The following is a 23692-nucleotide window of genomic DNA, read 5'->3' as shown; positions in this document are numbered from 1 at the left end:
TATGAATATTCTGAAAAATATAGTTCGAGTGGGTCTGATTGTGACTGCTCTTTCATTTAATTTAGTTTCTTGTGATTATCTGGATGTAGTTCCGCCTGAACAAGCAGGGCTACAGGATGCCACAAAGACCCGGAAAAGTACTTTAGGATTTCTGTTCACTTGTTATGCAGGACTTCAGGAAGATGATTCTCCTATTGGTCACACAAGTGCTCTTAATGGTTCCACAGATGAGTTTGCACTGCCGATAGAATGGCGGAACGATAGTGGAGCTTTTTGGGATGATTATGCATATAATTTAGTCTCGGCAGCCAATCCGGATGGACTTTGGGGTAATTATTATAAGTATATTGGTCAATGCTATCTTTTTTTACGTCAGGTCGAAAATAATCCCGGTGAAACCTTATTGCAGGAATGGTTACCGGGTGAAAAAGAACAGTGGTTGGCCGAAGCTCATTTTTTAATTGCTTATTATCATTTTGCATTACTGAGAAAATACGGTCCTATACCTGTTGTTACGGAATATGTACCTCAGAGTACTCCCTCTTCCGAGTTTGGTGGAAGATGTCATTATGATTATTGTGTTAACTGGATTGCATATCAACTTGATCTGGCAGCACAGAATTTGCCGCCGACCCGTGAGGGAACAGAATGGGGACGTGCTACTTCTACGATGGCTAAAGCTTTGAAAGCTCGTGTACTGATGTATGCTGCTTCTCCTCTTTGGAATGGTCAATTCCCTTTTTCTTCATGGAAGAATAAAGTGAATACTCCCGGGGATAAAGATTTTTTTGTAGGTGATGATGCTAAATATAAAGAATCTATCGGACGGGATGATTATGGCATTGAACTGGTAAGCAGCAGTTATAATGAGAAAAAATGGGAAAGAGCGATGGAGGCCTGTCAGAAGGCATTGGATTTTGCGCTTAATGAGGGTGGATGCCGTCTTTATGGAACGGAAGCTTCTGATATGACATTGTATCAGACAGAACTGGGAAATAATGATAAGTGGTTACCTTATGTGCCGGGAAAGGAGGATAATAATATTCAGGAGAACAGAGAGTTCAAAGAAAGAGTAATGATGCTTCGTTATATGGTTGCTTCCCGCTATCCGCATAATAAGGAATTAATCTGGGGGCTAACCGGTAAGAATATTAATTCAAGAATACAGGGACGTATACCGGCGCATATATTCCAAACAGGCAATAAGACTTCTTGGGCAGGGGGATTTTCAGCTATTTCTCCGACGCTATATACCATTGAACATTTCTATACGGAAGATGGTGTGTTGCCTGAAGAGGCCGCTTCAACAGGCGATTTTGCTTCAAGAGCAGAATGGTTCCAAAAAGCAGGAATAGCAGGAAACAACAGAGAGGATATTATTAAACTTTGTGTGAACCGTGAACCGCGTTTTTACGCATGGATGGCGTTCGATGGTGGTGATTACGGTTCAAAGTTGTTGAAGGCCAGCAGTGGCGATGCAGGTTCGCCATGCGTTTTGAACATGAAGACTGCTGCAGGACATGGATACGACCTTACCAGAAGTCCGCGTAACTATAATGTTACAGGATTTATGACCCAAAAATATGTAAATCCGACAGCTCAATTTGTATTCGATGGTGGAGCTTTCCAGGCTGGAGATACCAAACCGATACCTCTTATACGTTTGGCAGAATTGTATCTGAATCTGGCGGAATGTCAGGCGAACGTAGGTGGTGCCAATCTGGCAAATGCTTTAGCCAACTTGAAGGAGGTTCGTGACCGTGCCGGTGTTCCCACGACTACGACTGTACCGGAACAGAGTAAATTAATTGAAATGATTCATAATGAGCGATTTATTGAGTTCTGGAATGAAGGCCATCGTTATCATGATGTGCGTCGTTGGGCGGAAGGTCAGAAATACTTTGGTGCTAAACGTGAGGGGTTGAACGCAATGGTGAAAGATGTACCGTTTGAAAAATTTAATGTAAGGACTACTATTGACCAGCCTTTCAGATGGAACGACCGTTTATATCTGGCTCCTATTCAGAATGCCGAAGTGTATAAAAACCCGCAAATGGTTCAGGCATACGGTTACTAATTGTATTATGAATTTAAAAAGCAAATTTATGAAGAAAAGTTTATTTATACCATTATTATGCGGATTGTCATTTGTCTATACGGCATGTGATGAATATGATGATACATATCCGAAAGAATATCATAAGATCTTGTCTTTGAAGCAAACCGGAGAAGAAAGTAAAATTCTTTATAACACCGGTCAGGATGCTTCTTTTGATATAACAATCATGAAGACCGGATGTGATCCGTCATTAACGGCTCAGGCTCAATTGACTGTATTGTCGGATGAAGCATTAAAGGAATACAATGAAAATTATACTATTTTGCCTTCAAATACCTATTCTATAGATGGCAGCGAGTTGATTTTTCAGTCCGATGAGAGATATAAAATGTCCAAAGTGGTGATGAAAACGAGTGCAATTCAAGCCTTGGTAGAACTTCCGGAAAATGCTGATAAGACTTTTGTATTGCCCATTTCATTGGTTAGTGCTACGGATTCTGTAAATTCTATGAATAATCTCTATGTCATGAAGCCTGTGATTACCACTCCGAAGCTGGAATTTAAAGTCTCTGAGGAAGAATGTGTCCAAGGGTTTATAAATAGTACGGATCCTGTTTTATTCACTATACCTATGGGGTTAGAGATAGACAACCAATGGGATTTCACGGCTAAGGTAGAAGTTGTGAATAACGATGGAAAGGAAGGATACTTGTCTTCTAGTTCAGTAACGCTGGAAAATGACGGTCTGGTAACGTTTGAGCCGGGAAAAGAAGCTTCATTGAAGGTGTCGGTATCGGCAGGAAGCGGTGATGATTTGACAAATCTGGTTGTAGGAGGACGAGTGGCTATTAAAATTACCGAAATAGAAGGAATTAATTTTGATTTTGATAGTCGGGAGTTTAATCTGACAGTGACAGGTAAAGAATATGAGTATAATAACAAAGGGTTGGATGCTTCTATGTTGAGTTTCAATTTCCCCGATTTTGTAGGTAATACAACTGCTGCGAGTTTGTTTGATAAAGATCCTGCAACGTATGTGCAGACTCCATTCCCTAATAGGAACTTTGTTAATACTGGCGGCACTAATCCTTATCTCCAATTGCAACTTCCGGAAGGAGTTACAGATTTTGCCATCTCATGGACACAGTGTTTACAAAATGAAGTCTCTTTATTGAGAGGATTTGATGTACTTTGGTCTGTTGATGGTACATTTGAGGATATTCCTAATGCTCGAAAGTCATATAGTGTGGCTGATTTGAGCACGGCAGGTGCGGTTAACTTGGGAGCTTCTTTCACAACATCAGCTTGCCATTGTGATACCCCGGTTAAGTTTATACGTATAGTACAAACTTGGAATTGTGAGAGTACCACTGATGCAGGTGGAAGGTGGCAATTCCGATTGGCTGAACTTAAACTTTACGGAGTATCCATTAAATAAGATATATATCTGAAAAATAGCTTTATCCGTTGGTTGGTTTGAGTATAAAAGGATTCCGGCCAACGGATTTTTTATCAGTTAAATCTAATATTATTTATTATGGTAAATTTCTTGAAGACACACTTTGGTACCATGTTGACAGTGCTATGCGTCCTATTACTTTTTACTGCTTGCAGTGACGATGAAGAGGTGATAGATCCCTTTCTAAAAACAGACTTGATTGGTGAAACAATCAATTTGGGTTCGGATGCCGTAGAAGCATTTGACGTGAAAGTAATAACGAACCGGAGAGACTGGGAAATTGCTTCTTTAGGAGTTGTTCAATGGTGTAATTACGAAATCATTCCGGATGGAGAAAATGCTATCATTCGTTTTTCCGTTGCCGAGAATGAGGAAGCCACGCAACGTGAGACAGAATACCGGTTAACGGCACCAGGTTGCCAGCCTTTGAAAATAAAAATTGTTCAATTAGGAACAGAATATGCGATTCTTTTTGATCAGTCCACCCCTAGGAAAGTGACACAGGAGGGTGAAGAATTTTTGTTGACTGTAACTTCTAATGTCGCTAATGAACCTACGATAGAGGCTGATATGGAAGGCTGGGTTGAAATAATAGAACAACCGATAGTGACAAGAACTTTTTCAGACAAGATTTTTAAGGTTACAGTACATAAGAACATCACGTTTCAGAATCGCACGGGGCATATTAAATTTGTCTCAACTGCGTTAAAAGACCCCGTAGTTTTTACTATCATTCAGGAGAAAGCCTCCACTGAAGGTATGGGTGATACGAAATTGAAGGTAAAAAGCGCGGAACTTATAGAAGGCAATGTTTACGGCAATCAGGATGTCAGTAAAACTATTGATGGAGACTATTCGACAAATTATAGTAGTGCCTCACTAGGTTCGCCGGAAGCCAATAGAGGACATTCTATTATCATTGAATATACATTGGAACAGCCCGAAAACATAGGCTATGTTCGTTTGATGCAACGTTCGAACAATGATAAAAATTCTCTTTTTGCCAGTGGAGGTGTTTCGGTTTTGAAAGAAGGCGAAACTACTTGGAATGAGGAAATCGGTTTTGTAGCCGCACAAACGGCGGGAGCGGCTGTTGATATTAGTGTTAATAGCCTTCAAGTGAGTAAAGTGCGTGTACGTATCGATCGGATGACGCCCGGAATTGATAACGTCAATGTGGCTCTGGCCGAGTTTGAGTGTTATCAGTATTCGGATAATACAAATGACATTTTGGAAGCGCAAAAGTTCTTTACGGACGAGACCTATTCGGAATTAAAGGGTACAGTGACTTCAGAAAGCCTTAAGGAGATCAAGACCGCCGTTATTTATCAATTAGCGAAAGAGTTGCTGGAAGGGAAATACGATAAAAAATTTCGTTTTAGTACCTACCATTCTTGCAAGAGTCCTGAAATAGTGGCAGAAGAACTGACTATAGGCTCAAGAAGCATATATGATAATCCGACGGGAATCTATTTTACGCAGGGAGAGCCGGTGCTGGTTTTCGTTATGTACAAAGGAGCAAGCAATACCCCGCTGAGTCTTGCTATTGCCGATTATAGGGAAGGTGGAAAGAAAAGCGTGATCTCCTTGCGGGGAGGTTTGAATGTGATTACTCCGGCAAATTCGGGTAATGGCTATATTCAATATTGGACGAGAGATGATGCCGGAGATACAGATGTCGATATTCATTTTTGTTTCGGTAAACAGATTGGCTATTGGGATGTAAGACGTGGTGATACGGATGCCACTTGGCCGGAAATATTGGAGAGGGCTAAGAGAAGTGCGGTGGATATTCCGAATGCGATGATGGATATTCTGGGACAAAGAGTACACTTGCAGAATACGGTGAATGCCTTTGCCAAATGTGCGCCAAACGCAATTCAGGCAGTAGTCGATATGCACGACCGTATGTTGGATTTTGAATATTTGATGATGGGACTGGTGAAAAACAATGCTGTGCCTGCTAACCGCTTTTTTGGCGTCCGTTCTTGGGGAGGAAGTCCTAACTGGAACGGAGTATGTGCCAATTATCCCAACACGGAAGATGCGATGTTGGTTCCGAAGGTCTTTTATAGAAAGAATAATGTATGGGTTTTCGGACATGAGTTTGGGCATGGCAACCAGGTTGCCCAGATGAAAGGCAATGGTTGGACGGAAGTGACCAATAATCTTTACTGTTCATTTGCTCAGTATATGATGAGAAACGACCCGTTGAGTGAAGGCTATCTGAGACTGGAACATGAATCCTTCAAGCGTCCGGGAGCACGTTCGGCTTTGGCGGGCGGGCGTATAAATGCTTTCTTGAACGAAGCTTTGGTTGCCCATAAATCGTACTTCATGCAAGTGGCAACTATTTCCACCGACAAACCGGGCGTATGGGAATCTGATCCGTTTGTGAAATTAATCCCTTTATGGCAAATGACTATGTATTTTATGGCAGCGGATATAAAACCTGATTTTTGGCCTGATGTGCATTGGGCGGCTATCCATGATAATGACAAGAGTTACTCTCCGGGGCGGAGGTATGTGAATTTCATGAAACGTGCTATTGACGCTTCGGGACTGAATCTTTGCGGATTCTTCGAGGGTATGGGGCTGCTGAAAGTATTTGATAATGTGAAGGTGGATGACTACACGGTTGCTACCATAAATATAACGCAGGAAATGGTAGATGAAGTGAAAGCTTACGGAGAAGGAAAACCATTACCTTCAGGCGGTATGCAATACATCTCGGCCAACAGCGTGGAAGCATTCAAGAGCAAAAGTAACGTAGAAGGAACATTTAATTCCGGGATTACCAAAGGAACTGATTATGTCACGGTAGACCATGCTATATGGAAGAATGTAGTTGCTTTTGAAACATATAAAGGCAAAGAACTGACTGATATTTGTATAGTCGGTACTGGTGACGTTACTAATAAGACAACTCGTGTGGATTATCCTACCGGAGCGACTCGGATTGAGGCCGTAGGTTGGGATGGAAGTCGGACTTTGGTGACCGGCAGTAGATAAAAAAGAGAAAAGCCTTCGATCAATCAGGATAATAACTTAACACATACACTAATCGATCATATGAGCTACTGTTTTAATATTCAAGTAGAGATGCGGAAAAAGCATTCTTACTTGAATATTAAAACAGAGCTCTATTTTTAGAATACAGGCATTTGCCAGATGAACCCTACTGAAACCCGGTTGGTACTGTAATTCTCCTGTCCCAGCACCTTGGCGCGGGAAGTGAAATCGTAGGACCGTCCTACATACGTGACGAAGAAATGCAGGTTGGTTTCCATTGGATAAAACTCGATACCGGCAAGGTATCCCCATGAAGTGCTGTAATTCCCCTTCTCTATTCCTTCGGACGCCTTCGTAACCGAAGCCGTTTCATACATACCTTTCACGAAAGCGTTCCATTTCGGCAGGAACCGGTAATTACATTTGGCAACTACGGACAGATAACCCGCATCGAATGCATTATGTCCGCCCGGACGGCCGACAATGTTCGTGATAATGCCTTTCCGGTCAATATCTTCCTTTGAATACATGAAGTCGACGAACGCGTTCCATTTGCCGAGATTCAGCTCGTTTCCCACTGCATAATAGTACATATTATGACTTTTGGCTTCGTTCATGACGGAAGCCGACCAACGGGTTTTGAATACATTATTGAAATTACCGTTCCAGTTCAGCGTGTAAACCAGCGGCATTTTGCCCGACTTCAAATCGGGGATATTCCCTTCGGCGTCTTCCGTGATTCCGTACGTACTGTCGAAAGAACTGTTGCGGCTGTTCAATATCTGTAAGTTCAGCTGCTGATCGGGCGTGATATTATAACCGACATTCAATCCCGTCATAAAATTGCTCATATAATCAATCATGTCGCAGTATTGGTAGACATCAATCGGGTTCAGGTCGAACTCGAAACCACCGTATGCGGCACATTGTTTTCCGGCAAAAAGACTGAATTGGTCGTTTAACTGAATTCCGATACCGGCGTAGTCGATAGAAGTCGGCAGGTTGTCAATCATGCCGTTGGCATCATTCGAGCGGTTGAGGCGCTGGCGGTAACGGTATGACAGCCAGTTGTTGATATTCCCTTTCGCTTCGATGCGGAGCTGGTGCATATTAAAATCACCTTCCTGAAATCCATCCCGGAAGTGGGCGTCAAAACTACCTTGCATATTCAGGTATAAATTGAACTTATCCGTCTTTTTCTTTACGTTCGTCAGTTCTTCGAACAGGGGAGTATCGGGGGAGAACTTGTCCTTCTTTTCCGCATTTTGCGCATACACTCCTCCTATGCTGCCCGCAAGGAGCAACATAAAAATCAAATTTTTCATAAGTCAGTCCGGTTTTTAGTATTCGTTAAAGTACTGTTGAATTAGCTTCCAGTCCGTGGTCTTGGTAAGAGCGAGCATCAACAATACGCGCGACTTTTGCGGATTCAATTCCTGTGAAGCGACAAACTGATACTTGGCATCATCCACTTCCGCGTCAAGCGTGGTAGGACCTGTCGGGACACGGGAAGAACGAACCACCAGGATACCTTTTCTACGTGCGTCGGTCAGTACCGGGAAGATATTCTTGTGGATATTTCCGTTTCCTACTCCGGCATGGATGATTCCTTTGTATCCGTGTGTCAGTAGCGGAGTCACCATATCTGCCTCGATGTTGGAGTAGCTGTATACGATACCGACTTTAGGCAATGAAGTGAGGTGAGTCACATCAAATACGGATTGAGTGGTATGTTTCTTCAATGTCACCTGGTTATAGAAAACCTGTCCGTTCAGCACATAACCCAGTGCGCCGGAGTTGGGGGCCTGGAAAGTCTGTACGTCGACGGTATTCATTTTCACGGTACTTTCCGCTCCGAGGATCAGGCCGTTCATGGCAACCAGCACACCTTTATCTTTAGATTCCTTGGCGGCGGCAGTGACTACGGCATTGTAAAGATTCAACGGGCCGTCGGCACTTAGCGCGGTAGACGGACGCATGGCACCTACCAGCACGACAGGTTTGTCACTCTTGACAGTCAGGTTCAGGAAGTAAGCAGTTTCTTCCATGGTGTCCGTTCCGTGAGTGATAACGATTCCGTCGATATCCGGACGTTTCAGCAGCTCGTTGATTTTCTTGGCAAGTGTCAGCCAGACTTCGTCGTTCATGTCCTGCGAACCGATTCTCACAATCTGCTCGCCTGTCACGTTGGCGATGTCCTTTATTTCGGGCACTGCATCAAGCAATGCGCCGATAGCAACCTGTCCTGCTGTGTAGCTGGTTCCGGTGGCGGAGCTTCCTGTACCCGCAATAGTTCCTCCGGTGGCAAGGATATGAATATTCGGTTTTGCGGCAAAAGCCATTGTAACGGTACATAGTAGTGCGACTACTACCAGACCAAATCTCTTGAATTGTTTCATAACTGAATGATGTTTAGGTTAATAATATATAGTTAGAATATTTGTATAAAGAGCAATCCCAAAGCAATCGCCACGACCGTAGACACCAGTCCGGGCATCATGAACGAATGATTCAACACATATTTACCGATTTTTGTTGTCCCCGTCCGGTCGAAATTTATGGCGGCCACTACGGTAGGGTAGTTCGGAATAAAGAAATATCCGTTTACTGCCGGGAACAGGGCAATCAGCATATAAGGCGAAATGCCCAACGCAATCCCAAGCGGCACCAATGCCCGCACGGTGGCTGCCTGGCTATATAGCAGGATGGACATCACGAACAGGGCGATACCGAACAACCACGGCATCTGACGGACAATTCCCTCAATAGAGAAAGTAAGCTGTGCCATATTCCCCTGAAGAAAAGTATCTCCCATCCAGGCGATACCGAAGATGGCGATGACAGCTTGCATCCCGGCCGGGAATACAGAACCCTGCGTTGCCTTGATACCGTCCGTCCGGGTCACTATCAGGATAATGGCGGCAGCCGATAACATGACAATTTCGATGATAGAGGACATTCCCAATGTAATTATCTCTCCATCGATAAGGAAGCTGGGACGCATCCCTTCGAAAGAACCGAAAAGGACGATGAAGGCAGTCGCCAATATAAAAATGATAACGGAAAGCATGGCGGAACGTTTGTTCTTTACGTCTTGAATCTCCACCTTCTTGCTATTGAAGAGACCTTCTTTCAGGCGTTTCTGATATTCGGGGTCTTCCACCAGTTCTTTGCCGACTTTCATGGAGAATAATGCGCCTACCAACACGCCTACTATTGTAGCGGGAATTGTGATTTTAAGGATGTCGAACAGAGTGATGTCAAAACCGGCCAATAGTCCGAGTAACGCAACGGTAGCGGCGGAAATAGGACTTGCCGTAATAGCCTGCTGGGAAGCGATCACCGCAATGCCGAGCGGACGTTCCGGACGAATCTTGGTTTCGGTGGCGACTTCTGCAATGACCGGCAGTACGGAATAGGCCACGTGCCCCGTTCCTGCAACGAACGTGAAAAGGTAAGTCACCAACGGGCTCAACAGTGTGACGTGTGACGGGTTTTTACGGAGCAAATGTTCTGCCAGTTTCACCATATAATCCAGTCCTCCGGCGGCTTGCATACAGGAAGCTGCCGAGATAACGGCGGCAATCATCAACATGACGTCGATAGGAGGGGCGGTAGGCTGTAAACCAAAACCGAACGTGAGTATCGCCAATCCGACGCCTCCCATAACACCGAGTCCGATACCTCCCAGGCGTGCGCCAATAATAATGGCTGTCAGAACAAATGCTAATTGTAATATCATAGGTTGTTGTTTTAAGTTCGAAACAAAGATAAGTGATTTCTCTCTTTGTATTTTCTTTTTCTTGTATTAACAACAAAAAAGTTATTGAATAGTTTTTGCATATTTATTAAAACAATAACCTTTCTCGTTGGTTATATAAGTACTAACCAAAATGTTATTGTTATAAAACAACCGATATGGAACAGAATTTATCAAAAAAAACTCGTACAGAAAGCGACTTGATAGGTAGTCGTGAAGTGCCGGAAAGTGCACTGTACGGAGTGCAGACACTCCGTGGTATTGAAAACTTTCGCATCAGTAAGTTCCACTTGAATGAATATCCTCTGTTTATTCAGGCATTGGCTATTACAAAAATGGGAGCTGCCGTTGCCAATCGCGAACTGGACTTGTTGACGGAAGAACAGGCGGACGCTATCTTGAAGGCCTGTAAAGAAATACTGGAAGGGAAACATCACGACCAGTTCCCGGTAGACATGATTCAGGGAGGCGCGGGTACTACTACGAATATGAACGCCAACGAAGTGATTGCCAACCGTGCGTTGGAATTAATGGGACATCAGCGAGGGGAGTATCAATACTGTTCGCCCAACGATCATGTGAACCGTTCGCAGTCTACCAATGACGCTTATCCTACCGCCATTCACATCGGACTGTACTACACCCACCTCAAACTGGTAAAACATTTTGAGGTACTGATTGAATCTTTCCGCAAGAAAGCAACAGAATTTGCCCATGTCATCAAAATGGGGCGTACCCAACTGGAAGACGCTGTACCGATGACACTCGGACAGACTTTCAACGGCTTTGCAAGCATTCTCCGGCATGAAGTGAAGAACCTCGATTTTGCCGCACAGGATTTTCTGACAGTCAATATGGGTGCTACGGCTATTGGAACCGGAATCACCGCCGAACCGGAATATGCCGAAAAGTGTATCGCCGCTTTGCGTAAGATAACGGGACTGGATATAAAACTGGCGGATGATCTGGTGGGGGCCACCTCGGATACTTCCTGCATGGTAGGCTATTCGGCTGCGATGAGGCGTGTGGCTGTCAAGATGAATAAGATATGTAATGACTTGCGTTTGCTGGCTTCCGGCCCGCGTTGCGGATTGGGAGAAATCAATCTGCCCGCCATGCAGCCCGGCTCTTCCATTATGCCGGGAAAGGTGAATCCTGTCATTCCCGAAGTGATGAATCAGGTAGCCTACAAAGTGATAGGAAACGACCTTTGTGTGGCAATGAGCGGTGAAGCCGCCCAAATGGAACTGAACGCAATGGAGCCCGTAATGGCGCAGTGCTGTTTCGAGTCTGCCGATTTATTGATGAATGGGTTCGATACTTTGCGTACTTTATGTATCGACGGTATCACGGCGAATGAGGATAAATGCCGCAGAGATGTGCACAACAGTATCGGAGTAGTGACCGCACTGAATCCGGTAATCGGCTATAAGCATTCTACAAAAATAGCCAAAGAAGCGTTGGAAACAGGAAAGGGAGTTTATGAACTTGTCCTTGAACATGACATCCTTTCCAAAGAAGACCTGGACACTATCCTCGAACCGGAAAATATGATAAAACCGGTGAAACTGGATATTCATCCGAACCATTGATTGATGTGATAGTAAGTGGAATTTGATTCAATAGGTAAGTCGCCGGGCAGATGTCATATCTGTGCCGGCGACTTTCATTATTTCTTACTTTTTCCCCTCTCGGGAATAATTGCTAACTTATCCGGCAAAATGGTTATTGCTTATCCCTCCGGAAGTAACGACCTTTGCATTATCATTTAAAGATGAACCTGGCAAGGTCTAATCAGAACCAATTAAAAGTATATAGATATGAATGCATTTGATGTTATTATTATCGGTTTCGGTAAGGGCGGAAAGACCCTTGCGGCAGAGTTTGCAAAGCGTGGGCAGAAGGTTGCCATTATTGAACGTTCGGACAAGATGTACGGGGGAACGTGTATTAATATAGGGTGTATTCCCACAAAGACATTGGTGCATCAGGCAAAAATGGCTTCGGCTCTGAAGGACGCCACATTTGAAGAAAGAAGTGAGTTCTACCGGAATGCTGTCTCTGTGAAGGAGTCCGTGACAAGTGCATTGCGAAACAAGAATTACCATAATCTGGCGGATAACCCCAATGTGACCGTCTATACGGGCATAGGTTCTTTTGTTTCCGCCGATGTGGTTGCTGTCCGCACGGCTACGGAAGAAATACGGTTGACATCAAAGCAGATCATTATCGATACGGGAGCGGAAACGGTGATTCCTCCTATTGAGGGAGTTGCGGGTAATCCGTTTGTCTATACCAGCACCTCGATTATGGAACTGGCCGACCTTCCCCGTCGTCTGGTCATTATCGGCGGCGGTTATATCGGTTTGGAGTTTGCGTCTATGTATGCTTCGTTCGGTTCGCAGGTGACGGTGCTCGAAAGTTATCCGGAACTGATAGCCCGTGAGGACCGCGATATTGCTGCAAGCGTAAAAGAGACATTGGAGAAGAAAGGTATTGTTTTCCGGATGAACGCCAAGGTGCAGTCGGTGAATCGTGTTGAAGATAAAGCAATCGTCACTTTCGCCGATTCGCAGACTAACGAGGTGTTTGTGCTTGAAGCCGACGCAGTGTTGCTGGCCACCGGACGGCGGCCTAACACGAAAGACTTGAATCTGGAAGTGGCCGGAGTAGAGGTGGATGTGCGTGGAGCTATCATTGTCGATGAATACCTGAAAACGACTAATCCGAATATACGCGCCGTAGGCGATGTGAAAGGCGGATTGCAATTTACTTATATCTCATTGGATGATTACCGGATTGTCCGTGAAGACTTATTCGGCGATAAAGAACGGCGGACGGGCGACCGTAATCCGGTCAGTTACTCTGTCTTTATCGACCCGCCATTGTCCCGTATCGGTCTGAATGAAGAGGAAGCCCGCCGGCAGAATCGGGATATTATTGTGAAGAAGTTACCCGTTATGGCAATACCGAGAGCCAAGACATTGGGAGAAACGGACGGCCTGTTGAAAGCTATCATTGATAAGAATACGGGAAAAATATTAGGCTGTGTATTGTTTGCCCCCGATTCCGGTGAGGTAATCAACACGGTTGCTGTCGCCATGAAGACAGGGCAGGATTATACTTTTCTGCGTGATTTCATCTTTACTCACCCCAGTATGAGTGAAGCATTAAATGATTTGTTCTCATAATAGCAAGAGGCTATCTAAAAGTCGGTAGTAACTCCATTCTCCTCCTTCGGGAAGGAGGAGTCCCCGTAGGGGGAGGTGGTAGGTGAATGCGTAAGTCGGTTATTATCAGCATTGTGTGTCCACCTACCACCCCGGCTTTCAGCCACCCCTCCTTCCCGAAAGGAGGGGAATGGAGATACTACCGACTTGCTAAATTACCACCAAATTTGCAGAAGTACGCCTCTCCTTCCTTATTAGCCAATATATAATCTAACCACTTGTTTCCTGCGGCGCAACTTTAGTTTCAAACGCTTGAAACTAAAGTTTCAGAGCCTTGAAACCAATCGTTTCATGCCTTGAAGCACTTTGTTCCTCATCGGGAAACAGAAATTGCCCCTAGTTACCGCTTTCGTTTACAGTAGATTTTATCCAAATTAGCAGGTGATAGGTGATAGATGAGGTGATAGGTTGCAAACAACCTATCACCGTTCTGAAAGCATGATGAATAAAGGGATTGGCAAAGTAGGTGATAGGTTGAAAGAGGATTTTCGTTTTTTTATATGGAAGAGAGTAGTCGGATAATACAGAACTTCCTGTATTTATTCCTGTATTTCTGCTGCATTTCAAAAAAAGATATATCTTTGTCATACGCTTTCTGCTCATCAGCGTGATGAAATTGGCAGAAGGCGTTTTTATTTCCTAATGGAGTAAAAGTGTATTATCTCTCACTTCTGAAATCTAGCAGTTTCTATTTAGGAGAGAGATGATACAACAGATACTCCACGTGAATGGCTGTATATCAACATATCAGTTAGAGATGTGTTATATATAAATGCATGGCGTGGATGTCTGTTGTTATCATTATCTTCCTAAATTGGCGCAAACCGCCTGTCGTGCCTGTTGGTTCAAAAGATTCTGTATGAGAATCCGGAAATGAAATTAAACTATCAGAGAAGGCGCGGGAATAGGAGTGGATGAACAATAGCGACTTTGAGCGAACAAAAAACCGATAAATTGTGTTTATTTATTCTAATTATATATCTTTGTCCCGAATTATAAACACGTAAATTTATGAAAAAGATTTTTGGTGCTTTATTGATTGCTGTATGTATTGGTATGGCAATGCCTGCTCAGGCTCAAATACATTTTGGTGTAAAGGGAGGTTTGAACTTGTCAAAAGCGAGCTTCTCTAATGTGAAAGAAAACTTTAAGAAGGATAATTTTACCGGCTTCTTTATTGGCCCAATGGCTGAGTTTAATATTCCAATCGTAGGGTTGGGGGTAGATGCTGCGTTGCTTTTTGCCCAAAGAGGTATCAAGGTTTCTGATGCCGACGCGGATGTTACTGTGAAGCAGAACGGTATTGATATCCCGGTTAACTTGAAGTATAACATCGGCTTGGGTAGCCTGGCCGGTATTTATCTGGCTGCCGGTCCTGATTTTTATTTCGACTTTGAAAAGAAAACCGGAATCGACAAGAAGAAGGCGGAAGTAGGTATCAATGTAGGTGCCGGTCTGAAGTTGCTGAACCATTTGCAGGTGGGAGCTAATTATAATATCCCATTGGGCGACACTGCTGATATTGACGGCGGCGGTTCCTATAAAACCAAGACTTGGCAGGTATCTGTTGCTTATATTTTTTAGCGGATAATTTACTTTAACATAGTAGAACAAGAGGCTTTCGACTGTCGGAAGCCTCTTTTTTTATATCTTTGTGCCTGCAATGAAAAAGTATGTAGATGTCATATTACCGCTTCCGCTTCCAAAGAGCTTTACTTACTCTTTGCCGGATGAGTGTGCGGAAGAAGTGAAGATCGGTTGCCGCGTGGTAGTTCCTTTCGGACGGAAGAAGTTCTATACGGCTATCGTTCTTAATGTTCATTATTGTGCTCCGACGGAGTATGAGGTGAAGGACATATCTGCATTGCTGGATGCTTCTCCTATATTATTGCCTGTTCAATTCAAGTTTTGGGAGTGGATAGCCGATTATTATCTCTGTACGCAAGGGGATGTTTATAAGGCGGCGCTGCCTTCGGGATTGAAACTCGAAAGCGAAACGATTGTAGAGTATAATCCCGATTTTGAAGCGGATGCACCATTGCCGGAACGTGAACAGCGCATTCTGGATTTGCTTGCCGTGGATGCACAGCAGTGTGTCACTAAGCTGGAGAAGGAGAGCGGGATAAAAAATATTCTGACTGTCATCAAGTCGCTGCTCGATAAAGAAGCGATTTTTGTAAAGGAGGAGTTGAGGCGTACTTATAAACCCAAGACGGAGGCGCGGGTGCGGCTTGCGGGTTCGGCGGATGAAAAACGGCTGCATATACTGTTTGATATCCTGTCGCGTGCTCCGAAGCAGTTGGCATTGTTGATGAAATATGTGGAATGTTCGGGGATTCTGGGAAATGAAGTCCCGAAAGAAGTCTCCAAGAAAGAACTGTTGCAACGCGCCAATGTGTCGCCTTCCATTCTGAACGGTCTGGTAGAGAAAAAGATATTTGAGATTTATCATCATGAGATCGGCCGGTTGAACCAGCAGGTGAAGGAGGTCGTCGAACTGAATACGTTGAATGAGTTTCAGCAACGGGCACACGATGAAATCGTACAGTCCTTCCGGGAAAAGAATGTCTGCCTGCTTCATGGGGTGACGTCCAGTGGTAAGACGGAAGTATATATTCATCTGATAGAAGAAACTATTCGTCAGGGAAAGCAAGTATTGTATTTGTTGCCTGAGATTGCCCTGACTACCCAGATTACAGAACGTCTGCAACGGGTTTTCGGCTCTCGGCTGGGCATTTATCACTCTAAGTTTCCCGACGCCGAACGGGTGGAGATATGGCGGAAACAGTTGGGAGAAAATGGTTATGATATTATTTTGGGAGTCCGTTCTTCCGTTTTCCTCCCTTTCCGGAACCTGGGACTGGTGATTGTGGACGAGGAACACGAGAATACTTATAAGCAGCAAGACCCTGCTCCCCGTTATCATGCACGTAGCGCAGCTATTGTACTGGCTGCCATGTATGGAGCTAAAACACTGTTGGGAACGGCTACTCCTTCTATCGAGACATGGCAGAACGCGACGGACGGAAAATACGGCTTTGTCCAACTGAAAGAACGCTATAAAGAGATTCAGTTGCCGGAGATTATCCCGGTAGATATCAAGGAACTGCACCGTAAGAAACGAATGGTCGGACAGTTCTCGCCTTTGCTGGTACAATATATGAAAGAAGCCCTGGAACAGAAGGAACAGGTGATTCTTTTCCAGAACCGTCGCGGCTTCGCTCCCATGATAGAATGCCGTACTTGCGGCTGGGTGCCGAAGTGCAAAAACTGTGATGTGAGCCTGACTTACCACAAAGGAATCAATCAACTGACCTGCCACTATTGCGGCTATACCTATCAACTTCCGAAGGCCTGTCCCGCTTGCGAAGGTACGGAACTGGTGAACCGCGGCTTTGGTACGGAAAAGATTGAGGACGACATCAAAATCCTTTTCCCCGAAGCAGCCGTGGCGCGTATGGATTTGGATACCACCCGCACCCGCTCTGCTTACGAAAAGATTATTGCAGACTTTGAACAGGGAAAGACCGATATTCTGATCGGTACGCAAATGGTGTCGAAGGGTTTGGACTTCGACCATGTAAGTATCGTCGGAATACTGAATGCCGATACGATGTTGAATTATCCCGATTTCCGTTCTTACGAACGTGCCTTCCAGCTAATGGCACAAGTAGCGGGACGCGCCGGGCGTAAGAATAAACGCGGACGTGTGATACTCCAGACCAAGAGTATCGACCACCCTATTATTCATCAGGTGATTGCCAATGACTATGAAGATATGGTAGGCGGGCAACTGGCGGAGCGTCAGATGTTCCACTATCCTCCTTATTATCGCCTGGTATATGTTTATCTGAAAAATCATAATGAGTCGTTGCTGGATCAAATGGCGGCGGTAATGGCCGGCAAGTTGAGGGCAGTATTCGGCAACCGGGTGCTGGGACCGGATAAACCTCCTGTTGCCCGTATCCAGACACTGTTCATCAAAAAGATCGTTGTGAAGATAGAACAGAATGCCCCAATGGGGCGTGCCCGGGAACTGCTTTTGCGCATTCAACGGGAGATGATAGAAGATGAGCGTTATAAGTCCCTGATAGTCTACTATGATGTAGACCCTATGTGATAAAAGAAATTATTCCCCCTTATTAATAAACCTTGTATTAATTTAATTAACTAACCATGAAACGATTTACAATTTTTTCTCTGACTTGTTTCCTTAGCATGGGTTCTGTGTTTGCCCAGCAAGGAGTAACCCAGTGCGGCGTTCCGACAGGACAACCGAAGTTCCCTTTACAGGCTTATCAGGAATTGCCCGACCCTGCGGCACCTTCCGAAAAAGAATGGGCGGCAGTCACGGCACCGCAAGTGTCGTGGGGAACAATTGATGTCCGCTACGCGAAACATCAGCTTCCGGCTTTGAAGAAAACCACGAACACCTCTCTGAAAGGCTGGCGCGGCGAACGTGTGAATGCCCAAGCGGTCGTGTGGACAGGCACGGAGCTGAAGGACTTGAATTTCAGCTTTACCGATTTTAAGGATAAGAAGGGGAACTCTCTTTCGGGAGATGCGTTGACAGCCAGCTTTGTCCGCTACGTCATGACGGACGAACTGAACAAAGACGGAAGAGGTGCGTGCGGCTATCGGAAGTCGGTGGACTTTGACTCTCTATTGGTAGCCGATCCGATTGACTCGGAACTGAAAACGATGGCTTTGCCTGCTCGTACTGTTCAGCCTATCTGGGTACAATGTTGGATTCCCCAGTCTGCGGTTCCCGGAACTTATAAAGGACAGTTATTGGTTAACGACGGCTCGAATCTGTTACAGCGCCTCAATCTTGAGATTACGGTTTCTTCCCGCGTACTTCCCCAACCCTCGGAATGGGCTTTTCATCTGGATTTGTGGCAAAGCCCGTATGCCGTAGCCCGTTATTATCAGGTGCCTTTATGGAGCCAGGAGCATCTGGACGCTATGCGTCCTCTGATGAAAATGCTGGCAAATGCCGGGCAGAAGATTATTACGGCTACTTTGACTCATAAACCCTGGAACGGGCAGACGGAAGATTATTTCGACACAATGGTGACTTGGATAAAACGTGCAGACGGTACGTGGACGTTTGACTATACCATTTTTGACCGTTGGGTGGAATTTATGATGAGTGTCGGCATTGACAAGCAGATAAACTGTTATTCAATGGTTCCCTGGAAACTGTCTTTCCAGTATTACGACCAGGCTACGAACTCGTTGAAATTTGTGAAGACCGCACCGGGCGAACAGGCTTATGAAGAAATGTGGGTGGCAATGCTTACTTCTTTTGCAAAACACCTCAAAGAAAAAGGCTGGTTTGATATTTGTACGATTGCTATGGATGAGCGCCCAATGGACGTAATGCAGAAGACTCTGAAAGTGATTCGTAAGGCTGATCCGGATTTTAAAGTTTCACTGGCTGGAAATTATCATGCGGAAATTGAGCCGGATTTGTATGATTATTGCATTGTGATCGGTCAGAACTATCCCGAAGATGTACGTCTCCGCCGTAAAGCCGAGAATAAGCGCACTACCTATTATACTTGCTGCACGGAAGCACACCCCAATACGTTTACTTTCTCCGACCCGGCCGAAGCTGCCTGGATGAGTTTCTATTCTTCAAAGAAGCATCTGGACGGTTATCTGCGTTGGGCGTACAACAGTTGGCCGTTGGAGCCGTTGCTCGATTCCCGTTTCCGTACCTGGGCAGCCGGAGATACTTATCTGGCATACCCCGGAGCACGTAGCTGTATCCGTTTCGAACGTTTGATCGAAGGAGTACAAGCACATGAGAAAATAAATATTCTTCGTCAGGAATTTGAGAAGAACGGAAATAAAGCCGGACTGAAGAAGATTGAGAAAATGCTGGCTCCGTTCAACTTGGGGGATATGCCGGAGATCCCGGCAGCTGTCACCGTGAACCGGGCGAATCAGATTTTGAACTCATTCTAACCGGCGTAACACCGGAGCAAGGTTTCCTTGTGGCATATTGTCAAGTATTAAAAGTTTATTATGAAGAAAATATTATTTGTTTGCTTGGGAAATATCTGCCGTAGTTCTACGGCAGAGGGTGTAATGCTTCATTTAATAGAGGAGGCGGGACTGGAGAAAGAGTTTGTGATAGACTCCGCCGGAATCCTGTCTTACCATCAGGGAGAATTGCCGGACAGCCGGATGCGTGCCCACGCTGCCCGTCGGGGGTATCAACTGGTGCATCGTTCACGCCCGGTACGAACAGAGGACTTTTATAATTTTGATCTGATTATCGGTATGGATGACCGTAATATTGAGGACCTGAAAGATAAAGCTCCCTCTCCCGAAGAATGGAAGAAGATTCACCGCATGACGGAATATTGCAACCGTATCCCCGCAGATCATGTCCCCGACCCCTACTATGGTGGGGCCGAAGGTTTCGAGTATGTGCTGGATATTTTGGAAGATGCCTGTTCCGGCCTGCTTATTTCTTTAACTCAGGATAACTGATCCGGGTATGATAAGCAATCTTTAGTTTTTCTTTGAATACAGTTTTTATTGTGGCAATATCTTTGAAAGTAATAGGGCATTCCTTGAAGTAGCCCTCTGTAACCTGGGAGTCAATAATCTTGTCGACCAGGTTACTTATACTTTCTTCCGTATATTCAGGCAGACTGCGTGAAGCTGCTTCTACGGCATCCGCCATCATCAGGATGGCCTGTTCTTTAGTAAACGGGTTCGGACCGGGATAAGTGAATAATTCTTCGTTCGGCTCCTCGTCCGGATGTTCGTTTTTCCACGAGATATAGAAATATTTTGTTTTCCCCCGTCCATGATGCGTACTGATAAAGTCTTTGACGGCTTTAGGCAGATTGTGTTTGTCGGCTAGTTTTAATCCGTCCGTGACATGACTGATCACGACCTGTGCACTCTGTTCGTAGCTCAGGTTCTTGTGCGGATTGACCCCTCCCGACTGGTTCTCGGTGAAGAAAGCCGGATTCTCCATTTTTCCGATATCGTGATACAAAGCTCCCGTACGTACGAGCTGGCTTTTCGCACCGACGCGGATAGCTGCTTCTGCCGCAAGATTGGCTACCTGCATGGAGTGCTGGAAAGTTCCCGGTACCGTCTCGGACATCTGGCGCAGTAAGTCATTATTGATATTCGATAATTCCACCAAAGTGACATTGGAGGTAAATCCGAATGTTTTTTCCAACAGGAACAACAGCGGATAAGCGAATAATAGCAGAACTCCATTTATTATAAAATAGGTGTACATCCGCAAATTCAGTTTCGAGAAGTCATTGGAAAGCCCGTTCTCCGTCATTAACTCGAAGGCAAAGTAAATGGCGGCATAAGTCAATATGACTAATAGCGCCGTCCGGAAAAGTTGGGATCTTTGGGATAATTCCCTTAAACTGAATATCGCAACCAGTCCCGCCGCCAACTGGGTCAGGATAAATTCATGCGGGAAGCGTAGGGATATGGAGCATATTAATATCGTGATGACGTGTGTCAGGAAAGCGGTCCTTGAATCGAGGAACACACGAATAATGATCGGCAACATCGCATAGGGGATGATATACACATTGAATATATTGTGTGTGACCATGAAAGCCGTGACTATACTGTAAAATACAATCAAAGTGAACAGCAGCGACAAACTGCCCTTCCGTTGATAATAGTCTTTCCGGAATAAATCAAGATAAAGCATGAAACACAACATCAGCATACCCACAAACAGAATCTGCCCTCCGAGAATCAGGCGGCTTTGCCCCATTGACTCATTCCGCTTAATGGATTCTTTCCGCAGTGATTCCAGAATATTATAAGTTTCCGGGCTGATGATCTCTCCCCGGTCGATAATCTTTTGTCCGCTGACTACCAGCCCGTTCGCCCAGGAATAGTTGTTCAGCATTTCTTCTTTGGCAGTCTGGGTGCGTTGTTCGTCAAAAGTGAGGTTGGGAGTGATGTATTCGTTCAACGAACATTGTCTTAGAATATCCCGGTTGAAATGGGTAGAGTCAGCCGAAAGCAGGTATTCGTAAGCCTTCTTCACCGTGTAAATCTCCTCGGTGGGATGCGGGTTGGCTAGCTTGTCGTCTATAACCATGATAGACGAAGTGCTGTCTTTTTGCAGTTGCTGTATGTTTTCTGTCGATACAATCCCTGCCTGATAGATTTCTTTGAGCGTGCGTTCGATATACCGCAGGTAATCTATGGATGGAAGGATCCCTTTCAGGTTCGTATGATAGTTCTCCTTCAATTTGCTGATGGCGTCCTTTTCTATCTTCTTGTCGAGCTCGTAGTAAGGTTGGAAAAGAACTAACAGACTGTCTTGTTCGCGCTTCACCACCGCCTCGTCTTTATAGATAGGAAAATCGAAAGTAGCTATCAACTGCCCGTACTTCCAGGGTTTGTTTATATCAAACTGGTAGTTGAACTTCCCGTCGCGCGGTAAGAAATAAACAATCAGTGCCACAGTAGCCACAAATAGCAGTGATTTATATAGCAAATCTCTCCATGAGAAACTCTTTTTCTTCTTCAAATGTTCCATACGCATTGAAATTTTTGCGAAAAGTACAAAAAAAAACAATAGTGTGGAAAAAAAGGTTTAATTTTGCCACGATTTACCTATACTAACCCAAATTATGGCAGAAAGAAAAGTAAGAGTTCGTTTTGCTCCGAGTCCTACGGGAGCACTGCACATCGGTGGTGTGCGTACAGCTTTGTATAATTATCTATTTGCGCGTCAACACGACGGAGACCTGATATTTCGTATAGAAGATACTGACTCTCACCGGTTTGTTCCGGGAGCGGAAGAGTATATACTCGAATCTTTCAAGTGGTTGGGTATCCACTTTGACGAAGGTGTGAGCTTCGGTGGGGAACATGGCCCGTACCGTCAGTCGGAACGCCGCGAAATCTATAAGAAATATGTAGAGGTTCTGCTGGAGAATGGAAAAGCATACATCGCCTTTGATACCCCGGAGGAACTGGACGCCAAGCGTGCGGAAATTGCTAACTTCCAATATGACGCATCTACCCGAGGGATGATGCGCAATTCACTGACTATGCCGAAGGAAGAAGTGGATGCACTGATTGCGGAAGGCAAGCAATATGTAGTCCGTTTCAAGATTGAACCGAACGAAGATGTTCGTGTGAACGACTTGATCCGTGGTGAAGTGATTATCAACTCATCTATTCTGGATGATAAGGTTCTTTATAAATCGGCCGATGAACTGCCTACCTACCACCTTGCTAACATCGTGGACGATCATTTAATGGAGGTTTCCCATGTGATCCGTGGGGAAGAATGGTTGCCTTCCGCTCCGCTGCACGTACTGTTGTACCGTGCTTTCGGCTGGGAAGATACCATGCCGGAATTTGCTCACCTGCCTCTGCTCTTGAAGCCGGAAGGCAACGGCAAACTGAGCAAGCGTGACGGTGACCGTCTGGGATTCCCCGTATTCCCGTTGGAATGGCATGATCCGAAATCGGGAGAGGTTTCTTCCGGTTATCGTGAATCCGGTTATTTGCCTGAAGCTGTCATCAATTTCCTTGCTTTGCTTGGCTGGAATCCGGGTAACGATCAGGAAGTGATGTCAATGGACGAACTTATAAAGTTATTCGACTTGCACCGTTGCAGTAAGTCGGGTGCTAAATTTGATTATAAGAAAGGTATTTGGTTCAACCACCAGTATATCCAGCAGAAACCGAATGAAGAGATTGCCGAACTGTTTGTGCCTGTATTGAAAGAACACGGTGTGGAGGCTCCTTTCGAGAAGGTTGTTACTGTGGTCGGGATGATGAAAGACCGCGTAAGTTTCGTAAAGGAACTGTGGGAGACATGCAGCTTCTTCTTTGTGGCTCCTACCGAATATGATGAAAAGACAGTAAAGAAACGTTGGAAAGAAGATTCGGCTAAGTGTATGACCGAATTGGCGGAAGTAATTGCCGGCATTGAAGATTTTAGTATTGAAGGGCAGGAAAAGGTCGTAATGGACTGGATTGCGGAAAAAGGTTATCATACAGGTAATATCATGAATGCTTTCCGTCTGACTCTGGTAGGCGAAGGCAAAGGCCCGCACATGTTCGACATTTCCTGGGTATTGGGTAAGGAAGAGACTGTGGCTCGTATGAAACGGGCGGTAGAGGTTTTGAAGTAATCGACATAC

15 protein-coding genes are annotated in these 23692 nt (G+C 45.0%); 10 read left to right on the top strand and 5 right to left on the bottom strand.

Annotated elements, in window-relative coordinates:
• Nucleotide 1: 1 nt before the first annotated feature.
• The 3 genes from CGC64_RS02005 (at nt 2) to CGC64_RS01995 (ending at nt 6530) form a co-directional block, all read left to right on the top strand.
• Nucleotides 2–2077: a RagB/SusD family nutrient uptake outer membrane protein gene (locus CGC64_RS02005; RefSeq protein ID WP_005675381.1), complete on the top strand. Its 2076-nt coding sequence runs from the start codon at nt 2–4 to the stop codon at nt 2075–2077.
• 28 nt (nt 2078–2105) lie between these two features.
• Nucleotides 2106–3497 carry a DUF1735 domain-containing protein gene (locus CGC64_RS02000; RefSeq protein ID WP_032855010.1) on the top strand — a complete coding sequence of 464 codons (1392 nt, stop codon included), beginning with the start codon at nt 2106–2108 and terminating at the stop codon, nt 3495–3497.
• Nucleotides 3498–3596: 99 nt separating this feature from the next.
• Nucleotides 3597–6530: a M60 family metallopeptidase gene (locus CGC64_RS01995; RefSeq protein WP_005675385.1), complete on the top strand. Its 2934-nt coding sequence runs from the start codon at nt 3597–3599 to the stop codon at nt 6528–6530.
• A 137-nt stretch (nt 6531–6667) separates the two neighbouring features.
• Here CGC64_RS01995 and CGC64_RS01990 read toward each other — a convergent pair whose 3' ends face one another.
• The 3 genes from CGC64_RS01990 to CGC64_RS01980 are packed head-to-tail and all read right to left on the bottom strand — an operon-like array spanning nt 6668 to nt 10272.
• Complete coding sequence (locus CGC64_RS01990) at nt 6668–7855, bottom strand: porin (protein ID WP_005675387.1); 1188 nt, start codon at nt 7853–7855, stop codon at nt 6668–6670.
• 15 nt (nt 7856–7870) lie between these two features.
• Nucleotides 7871–8929: an L-asparaginase 2 gene (gene ansB, locus CGC64_RS01985; RefSeq protein ID WP_005675388.1), complete on the bottom strand. Its 1059-nt coding sequence runs from the start codon at nt 8927–8929 to the stop codon at nt 7871–7873.
• A gap of 32 nt (nt 8930–8961) precedes the next feature.
• Nucleotides 8962–10272, bottom strand: a complete 1311-nt coding sequence (locus CGC64_RS01980; protein ID WP_005675389.1) for an anaerobic C4-dicarboxylate transporter family protein — start codon at nt 10270–10272, stop codon at nt 8962–8964.
• A gap of 176 nt (nt 10273–10448) precedes the next feature.
• Here CGC64_RS01980 and aspA point away from each other — a divergent pair, with 176 nt between their 5' ends.
• On the top strand, nt 10449–11882 hold the full coding sequence (gene aspA, locus CGC64_RS01975) for an aspartate ammonia-lyase (protein ID WP_005675390.1): 1434 nt from the start codon (nt 10449–10451) through the stop codon (nt 11880–11882).
• Nucleotides 11883–12110: 228 nt separating this feature from the next.
• Nucleotides 12111–13481: an FAD-dependent oxidoreductase gene (locus CGC64_RS01970; protein ID WP_005675392.1), complete on the top strand. Its 1371-nt coding sequence runs from the start codon at nt 12111–12113 to the stop codon at nt 13479–13481.
• Between the two features lie 375 nt (nt 13482–13856).
• On the opposite strand, the gene CGC64_RS18750 is transcribed toward CGC64_RS01970, so the two are convergent.
• Nucleotides 13857–14108: a hypothetical protein gene (locus tag CGC64_RS18750; RefSeq protein ID WP_153880752.1), complete on the bottom strand. Its 252-nt coding sequence runs from the start codon at nt 14106–14108 to the stop codon at nt 13857–13859.
• Nucleotides 14109–14531: 423 nt separating this feature from the next.
• On the opposite strand from CGC64_RS18750, the gene CGC64_RS01960 reads away from it, so the two are divergent.
• The 4 genes from CGC64_RS01960 to CGC64_RS01945 all read left to right on the top strand — a co-directional run bounded on the left by CGC64_RS01960 (nt 14532) and on the right by CGC64_RS01945 (nt 20024).
• Entirely contained in the window at nt 14532–15104 is a 573-nt protein-coding gene (locus CGC64_RS01960) for a porin family protein (protein ID WP_005675395.1), read from the top strand.
• A 79-nt stretch (nt 15105–15183) separates the two neighbouring features.
• Entirely contained in the window at nt 15184–17640 is a 2457-nt protein-coding gene (gene priA, locus CGC64_RS01955) for a replication restart helicase PriA (protein WP_005675396.1), read from the top strand.
• 56 nt (nt 17641–17696) lie between these two features.
• A complete protein-coding gene (locus tag CGC64_RS01950; RefSeq protein WP_032854950.1) occupies nt 17697–19493 on the top strand; it encodes a DUF4091 domain-containing protein in 1797 nt (598 codons plus the stop codon).
• Nucleotides 19494–19553: 60 nt separating this feature from the next.
• A complete protein-coding gene (locus tag CGC64_RS01945) occupies nt 19554–20024 on the top strand; it encodes a low molecular weight protein-tyrosine-phosphatase (protein ID WP_005675398.1) in 471 nt (156 codons plus the stop codon).
• Here the strand turns inward: CGC64_RS01945 and CGC64_RS01940 are convergent.
• Nucleotides 19999–22071, bottom strand: coding sequence for an HD family phosphohydrolase (locus CGC64_RS01940; RefSeq protein ID WP_005675399.1), 2073 nt, complete (start codon nt 22069–22071; stop codon nt 19999–20001). The genes CGC64_RS01945 and CGC64_RS01940 overlap by 26 nt on opposite strands.
• Nucleotides 22072–22165: 94 nt before the next feature.
• Here CGC64_RS01940 and gltX point away from each other — a divergent pair, with 94 nt between their 5' ends.
• Entirely contained in the window at nt 22166–23683 is a 1518-nt protein-coding gene (gene gltX, locus CGC64_RS01935; RefSeq protein WP_005675401.1) for a glutamate--tRNA ligase, read from the top strand.
• Nucleotides 23684–23692: the final 9 nt, after the last annotated feature.

Origin of the sequence: Bacteroides caccae (assembly GCF_002222615.2) — a bacterium.
In the GTDB taxonomy this organism is placed as follows: Bacteria; Bacteroidota; Bacteroidia; order Bacteroidales; family Bacteroidaceae; genus Bacteroides; species Bacteroides caccae.
The sequence above is the reverse complement of the archived record's forward strand: the minus strand, read 5'-3'. Positions and strand labels throughout refer to the sequence as shown.

Coding starts and splice junctions, on each gene's coding strand:
- CGC64_RS02005 (WP_005675381.1), top strand. CDS start 2: ATGAATATTCTGAAAAATATAGTTCGAGTGGGTCTGATTGTGACTGCT.
- CGC64_RS02000 (WP_032855010.1), top strand. CDS start 2,106: ATGAAGAAAAGTTTATTTATACCATTATTATGCGGATTGTCATTTGTC.
- CGC64_RS01995 (WP_005675385.1), top strand. CDS start 3,597: ATGGTAAATTTCTTGAAGACACACTTTGGTACCATGTTGACAGTGCTA.
- CGC64_RS01990 (WP_005675387.1), bottom strand. CDS start 7,855: ATGAAAAATTTGATTTTTATGTTGCTCCTTGCGGGCAGCATAGGAGGA.
- ansB (WP_005675388.1), bottom strand. CDS start 8,929: ATGAAACAATTCAAGAGATTTGGTCTGGTAGTAGTCGCACTACTATGT.
- CGC64_RS01980 (WP_005675389.1), bottom strand. CDS start 10,272: ATGATATTACAATTAGCATTTGTTCTGACAGCCATTATTATTGGCGCA.
- aspA (WP_005675390.1), top strand. CDS start 10,449: ATGGAACAGAATTTATCAAAAAAAACTCGTACAGAAAGCGACTTGATA.
- CGC64_RS01970 (WP_005675392.1), top strand. CDS start 12,111: ATGAATGCATTTGATGTTATTATTATCGGTTTCGGTAAGGGCGGAAAG.
- CGC64_RS18750 (WP_153880752.1), bottom strand. CDS start 14,108: ATGACAAAGATATATCTTTTTTTGAAATGCAGCAGAAATACAGGAATA.
- CGC64_RS01960 (WP_005675395.1), top strand. CDS start 14,532: ATGAAAAAGATTTTTGGTGCTTTATTGATTGCTGTATGTATTGGTATG.
- priA (WP_005675396.1), top strand. CDS start 15,184: ATGAAAAAGTATGTAGATGTCATATTACCGCTTCCGCTTCCAAAGAGC.
- CGC64_RS01950 (WP_032854950.1), top strand. CDS start 17,697: ATGAAACGATTTACAATTTTTTCTCTGACTTGTTTCCTTAGCATGGGT.
- CGC64_RS01945 (WP_005675398.1), top strand. CDS start 19,554: ATGAAGAAAATATTATTTGTTTGCTTGGGAAATATCTGCCGTAGTTCT.
- CGC64_RS01940 (WP_005675399.1), bottom strand. CDS start 22,071: ATGGAACATTTGAAGAAGAAAAAGAGTTTCTCATGGAGAGATTTGCTA.
- gltX (WP_005675401.1), top strand. CDS start 22,166: ATGGCAGAAAGAAAAGTAAGAGTTCGTTTTGCTCCGAGTCCTACGGGA.